Here is a 5,514-nt window from a genome sequence, read left to right on the forward strand (position 1 = left end):
TGAGGTCCGAAGATCCCCCACTTTCTTCCGTAGAACGTATGCGGTATTAGCGCAACTTTCGCTGCGTTATCCCCCACTTCTGGGTACGTTCCGATGTATTACTCACCCGTTCGCCACTCGCCACCAGGCCGAAGCCCGTGCTGCCGTTCGACTTGCATGTGTAAAGCATGCCGCCAGCGTTCAATCTGAGCCAGGATCAAACTCTTCAGTTCAATCTCTGTTTGTCGAAAACCGCATTGCTACGGCTTTCGAAATCGATCCACTGGATCGATTTCGCTCACTCAAGATACTGACCGTTATCTCATTGCTGAGACAACGCTTAATACTTTTGTGAACATTTGATAATTTAAGTATGCAGCTGAACAAGTCAGCCGGCACCTTCATCAAACGCCCACACTTATCGACTGTTGATTGTTAAAGAACCGTTGTTCTGTACTACCTTGCTGCACCGTACGAAGCGTTGTGTTCGTCAGCAGCAGAGAAGTGAGATTATGCAGTGTTTCGCTTAACTCGTCAACCCCTCGTTCGCTTCGTTTTTAGAATTTCTCTTGAGCTTGTCATCGTAACCACTTGATTACGTTAACGTTTTTTTGCTCAAAACGAAGCGGACGCGAACTATAACAAAGCGCGCGCCCGCTTGCAAGCCCCTTTCGTCAGCGCCCCGGCAGCAGTTCGATGACCTGTCTGGCCGCCTTCTCCACCGCCTCGCGCGAGTACAGCAGCGGGAAGTACTTGCCCTCCGCCCAGGGCTGCGCAAGATCGCGGTAGTGCGCACTAGCCGGGTCGCCCGACTGCCCGGGCGTGTTGATCGCCCGTGAGTTGTCCCAGTTGCCGACGTCGAGCACCATGCGGAACGAGGGTCCGTGCGCCTGCCAGAAACTGTCGGGGTGGTAGCTCGACACGTTGACCGTGTAGGCGCCGCCGCCACGCGGCAAGGGCCCGACGTTCACCTGCGCCCGGGCAGCCTGGTCGAGGATCGGCGTCATCGGATGCACGAAATAGCTGAAGTGCAGCTTGCCCCATTGCCAGCGCGCCGGGTCCGGCCCGAGCAAGCTTTCCACTTCCGCCCACGCTTCTGTGAGACTGGTGAGCAGCACCTCGTTCCGCTTGCGGACCGCATCCGCACCAAAGCGCTGCGCCGGGTTTTCCAGCGACTCGAGCAGCACGCTCGCATGCGGCGCATCGAAGCTCTGCGCCGCCGCCGGCGCCAGGACCGCCTCCTTGAACGCATGACCAAGATGACGCGACCACCATACCTCGTACAAGGCCGCAGCCGCGGACGTGGCCTTCTCCTCGCCATCCCAGGAGGACAGCAGGCGCAAGGCCGCCTGAGTCTTCTGGTTTGGCGAGGACAGTGGCTTGAGCAGGGCCACCAGGCGGCGCGCGTTCAGCGACACCATGTCGCCCTGCAGGCGCTCCATGTCCTCCATGCTCGCCTTGGGCGTCTTCGCCAAGACCTCCGCGATCCGCCGCGCGCGCGCATTGTCCGGCCATTCGAAGCCGAGCTTGTGCTCCCGGTAGGGGAATCCGGCCGGCAGGTTCATTTCGTTGGCCGAGGCGAACCAGCCCTGCTTCGGATTGAGGACATAGGGAAGCTTCGCGCCGTCGAGGAAGCCCTGCCATTCATAGCGGCCGTCACCCGGCACCGGCATCAATCCGTCCCAGTTCGGACGCACGGGCGCCAGGCCACCGGCAACCCAGCCGATGTTCCCGGCCGTATCGGCGTACACCTGGTTTTCGGTCGGCGCACCCCAGCGCTCCATCGCGCGGCGGAACTGGGTGAAGTCCTGGGCCTTCATGTAGTCGATGCTGCCGAAGTACGGTGCCATGCCGGGCGCCGTCCACGCGGTGCGGACCGCCAGCGCGCGGCGCTTGCGGGCATCCTGGTGGATCACGGGACCGTGGCGGGTGAAGCGCAGCTCGACCGTGCGTGCGGGACCGCCGCGCACCGCCACTTTTTCGCGCACCACGCGGAAGTTCTCCCAGCGGCCCTGGTAGCGGTACTGCTGCGGGTTCGCTGGATTGACTTCGTAGACGTACAGGTCTTCCTGGTCGATGCTGAAGATGGTCAGCCCGAAGGCGACCTTGCCGTTATGGCCGATCGAAACGCCGGGCAGCGCCGGCTCCCCTGCCCCGATGACGTCGAGCCCGGGAGCGCTCAGGTGCACGATGTAGCGCAGCGACGGTGCGCCATAGGCCCGGTGCGGATCGTTTGCCAGGATCGGGCGGCCGGTCGTGGTGCGCGAGGGCGCGACCACCCAGTTGTTGCTGCCCTCGAGCGTTTCCTCGTTCGGAGCCGCCGCGCGCGCGACCTGCAGCTTGCGCCGTTCGAAGCGCACGTTCTCGGTCGCGCGCGTGAAGACGTCGAGCGCGTCGTCGGGCAGGCAGGGGTCGAGCCCTTCGGGCAGCCGCGTGGTCCATGCCGGCGACAGCTGGGCGCGCACGGCATCGGCTGCCAGGCCCGCGCTGCAGACCACGCGCGCGCGCGCGACTTCCTGGGTCAGGTTGCGTGTCAGCCCGTGGCTGCGGATGCGCACCACGTCTTCCGGCCGCCACTTCGCCGGCTTGTAGCCGAGCTGGCGGAACTCGAAAGGCAGCAGCTCCGGCCTGCGCCCGATATAGTCGATGTAGGCATTGATGCCGGCGACGAAACGGGCACTGGTCCTTTGCGCATCCTTGCCGTAGGCGGCCCATTCCGGCGCCATGCTGCCGCGGTACAGGAACAGGCGCGCCGCCCGGTCCTGCTCCACGTAGGAGGGACCGAAGACCGAGGCCAGCTCGCCCAGCCCGCGGCGGCGCCACAAGTCGATCTGGAACAGGCGGTCGCGGGCGGCATTGAAGCCCTGGACGAAGAAGGCATCGTCCTGGCTGGCCGCGTAGATGTGCGGCACGCCCCAGCGGTCCACCAGGATCCGCGCCGGCTGGCCCAGGCCGGCGAGCTTTACCGGCTGTGCGCAGACAGGAAGCGCGGCGCCCACCAGCAGCGCAGCGCCGAGTCGAACCAGCCCCTTCACGCCGGCGTCGCCACCGCGGGCACGGCCGCCGGGGTCTTGATGCGCATGGGCGGGATCTGCCAGTAGGTGACCGCACGCCACAGCCATTCCATCGGGCCGTAGCGGAAGCGCGACAGCCACACATGGCTGAACGCGATCTGCGCCACCGCCAGCACGGCGACGAACAGCATCTGGTCGAGGCGCGAGATGCCCCAGTTGCCAAAGCCGTAGCCGAAGAAGAAGGTCGACGCGACCAGCGACTGCGTCAGGTAGTTCGTCAGGGCCATGCGGCCGAATGGGGCCAGCACGCTTACCTTGTTCAAGGGCGAGGCGCTATAGAGCATCAGGATCACCAGGCTGACATAGCCGATCGAGGCCGGCAGGTTGCCCAGCATTTGCAGGCCGGATGCCAGCTGGAAGCCGTCGGCGCCGCGTGATCCGGGCACCGCATGCATGGCGATGGCGGATCCCAGCACGCCCATGCCGATGCCGATCGGCAGGCCGAACATGGCCAGCCTGCGGAACAGCGGCAAATTAGCCTGCGCCTTTTCCATGATGCCCGAGCGGACGAACCAGGTACCGATCAGGAACATCGCGATCAGGACGGTCGCGAAGCCGACCTGGCCGGGCGCGTCTTCGACGAATTGCTTGGCGCGCATGTTCACGGCGTCGCTGAAGCTCCCTTTGGTGAGCACCGTGGTCTCGCGCTTGATGCGTTCTTCGCGCTCCTTCAGGTTCTTGGCCCGTTCGGCCTCCTGCTCCTTCTGCTTCTTGGCTTGCTCCTTGGTCGCGACAACGGGCGGCTTCTCCGGGAAGAAGTACATCGATGCGCCGGCGCCGGTCATCATGAGGAAGGAAAAGCAGTAGATGCCGACACCGATCCGCCACGGGCGGGCCGGCTTGTCGGCGTGGTAGCGCGTGGTGAGGGTACCCAGCGTGATCAGGGCAATGCCGAGCATCGGCAGGCCGAAGCGTGCCTGCGGCGGCGTGGCGGGCAAGAACCAGGTCACGGCGCCGCCGATCGTTGCAAGCACGCCGACCAGCATCATGATGAAAGCGATGACCGGCGCTTTGCCGAGGCGTTTCATGCGCTGTTCGCCGCGCAGCCACCATGCAACGACGCCGAAGAAGGCCACGCCGCCGGCAATGCCGAACAGCCAGTCCATGCCGGGAATGAAGCCGCCTCCGGCGCACAGGAGGATCGCGAGCAGGATCCACTTGGCGCGCCCATACAGCACGATCAAGAGGGCCGTCGCCGCGACGGCATAGCTGAACAGGATGTCGCCTGCGAACAGGAAGATGTGGTGCAAGGCGCCGAAGACGGCCAGTGCGGCGATGCGGCGCATGTAAGGGACGAGGAAGCTGCGGCCAGCGCGCTCCGCCCTGGTCAGCATGACGGCGAAGCCCATGCCGAACAGGAGGGAGAAGATGGTCCAGAATTTACCGGTGACGAAGTACTGGACGAAGTAGCTGACCCAGAAATTCGCGCCGGTGAGACCGCCCTGCATGCCGGAGCCGAGGGAGGCGGTGGCGCGGTTGAAGAACTCGACGTTCATCAGGAGGATGCCGATGAGGGCAAAGCCGCGCACGACATCGAGCGACTGGATGCGTTCGTCGTTCGCAACCGGCGTCAGCGCCGCCGGCACAGCTGGTCTATCCATGCTCATCTCCTTCTGGTTTGATCTGGTGATCGTATTCCAGAGGGTCGCCGCCAAAAGGCCTCATGCGACGAAACGACGTAAATATATGACAGAACGCGTTTTAAGGACCCATTATTAATATTGCATGGGCCCTGCTGGTCACCTCGCTTGCAATTAGCTTGTGTGCGATCTATATTGGATTGATGAAAACGACTCCTCCTACGCCCGTGCTGGGCGACCAGCTCTGCTTTGCACTCTACTCGACCTCCTTGGCCATGATGCGTGTGTACCGCGGACTGCTGCCGAAACTCGGTCTGACTTATCCGCAATACCTGGTGATGATGGTGTTATGGGAGCAGGACGAGCTGACCGTGTCGGATATCGGCGAGCGCCTTTTCCTGGATTCCGCCACGCTGACGCCGCTGCTGAAGCGGATGGAAGCGCAGGGCCTGGTGCAGCGGGCGCGCGCCCGCGCTGACGAGCGGCAGGTGATCGTCAGCCTTACCGAGCAGGGGCAGTCCTTGCGCAAGGATGCGGCCGCGCTGATGCCGGAAATCCTGTGCGCCACCAAATGCTCGGTGGACGAGATCACCAACCTGCGTGACCAGCTGGTCGACCTGCGCAAGAACCTGAACGATAGCGCCGGAGCGTGAATCGGCGGGGCTCGCCCCGCTTTTCGCTTGGCAGAGAGTGAGGATCCGCAGTGCGGACCTGAACGCAAAAAACCCCACCAGAATCATCTGGTGGGGTTTTTCATATAACTAGCCTGACGATAACCTACTTTCACACTGGTTGCAGCACTATCATCGGCGCAAAGTCGTTTCACGGTCCTGTTCGGGATGGGAAGGGGTGGGACCGACTTGCTATGGTCATCAGTCTTT

Annotated in this window: 3 protein-coding genes and 2 rRNA genes; 1 reads left to right on the forward strand and 4 read right to left on the reverse strand. The window is 63.3% G+C overall.

The features are described 5' to 3' along the window. From FG94_RS19420 to FG94_RS26170, 3 genes are all read right to left on the reverse strand, one after another. Positions 1-212, reverse strand: a 16S ribosomal RNA gene (locus tag FG94_RS19420); the annotation flags it as partial. Positions 213-653: 441 nt separating this feature from the next. Then, positions 654-3,101, reverse strand: a complete 2,448-nt coding sequence (locus FG94_RS19425) for a penicillin acylase family protein (protein ID WP_081926089.1) — start codon at positions 3,099-3,101, stop codon at positions 654-656. Further along, entirely contained in the window at positions 3,011-4,654 is a 1,644-nt protein-coding gene (locus FG94_RS26170) for a DUF418 domain-containing protein (protein ID WP_161783983.1), read from the reverse strand. The genes FG94_RS19425 and FG94_RS26170 overlap by 91 nt, the downstream gene beginning before the upstream one ends. Positions 4,655-4,836: 182 nt before the next feature. Here FG94_RS26170 and FG94_RS19435 point away from each other — a divergent pair, with 182 nt between their 5' ends. Beyond that, positions 4,837-5,286: a MarR family winged helix-turn-helix transcriptional regulator gene (locus FG94_RS19435; RefSeq protein WP_036215087.1), complete on the forward strand. Its 450-nt coding sequence runs from the start codon at positions 4,837-4,839 to the stop codon at positions 5,284-5,286. Positions 5,287-5,397: 111 nt separating this feature from the next. Here FG94_RS19435 and rrf read toward each other — a convergent pair. Next, a 5S ribosomal RNA gene (gene rrf, locus FG94_RS19440) occupies positions 5,398-5,510 on the reverse strand. Positions 5,511-5,514 lie beyond the last annotated feature (4 nt).

The sequence above is a fragment of the Massilia sp. LC238 genome (assembly GCF_000735635.1).
GTDB classification, from domain to species: domain Bacteria; phylum Pseudomonadota; class Gammaproteobacteria; order Burkholderiales; family Burkholderiaceae_D; genus Telluria; species Telluria varians.

What these genes read in the sequence shown, in the direction of transcription:
- FG94_RS19425 (WP_081926089.1), bottom strand. Translation starts at nt 3,101, where the DNA reads ATGGCTGTGGCGTGCGGTCACCTACTGGCAGATCCCGCCCATGCGCAT.
- FG94_RS26170 (WP_161783983.1), bottom strand. Translation starts at nt 4,654, where the DNA reads ATGGATAGACCAGCTGTGCCGGCGGCGCTGACGCCGGTTGCGAACGAC.
- FG94_RS19435 (WP_036215087.1), top strand. Translation starts at nt 4,837, where the DNA reads ATGAAAACGACTCCTCCTACGCCCGTGCTGGGCGACCAGCTCTGCTTT.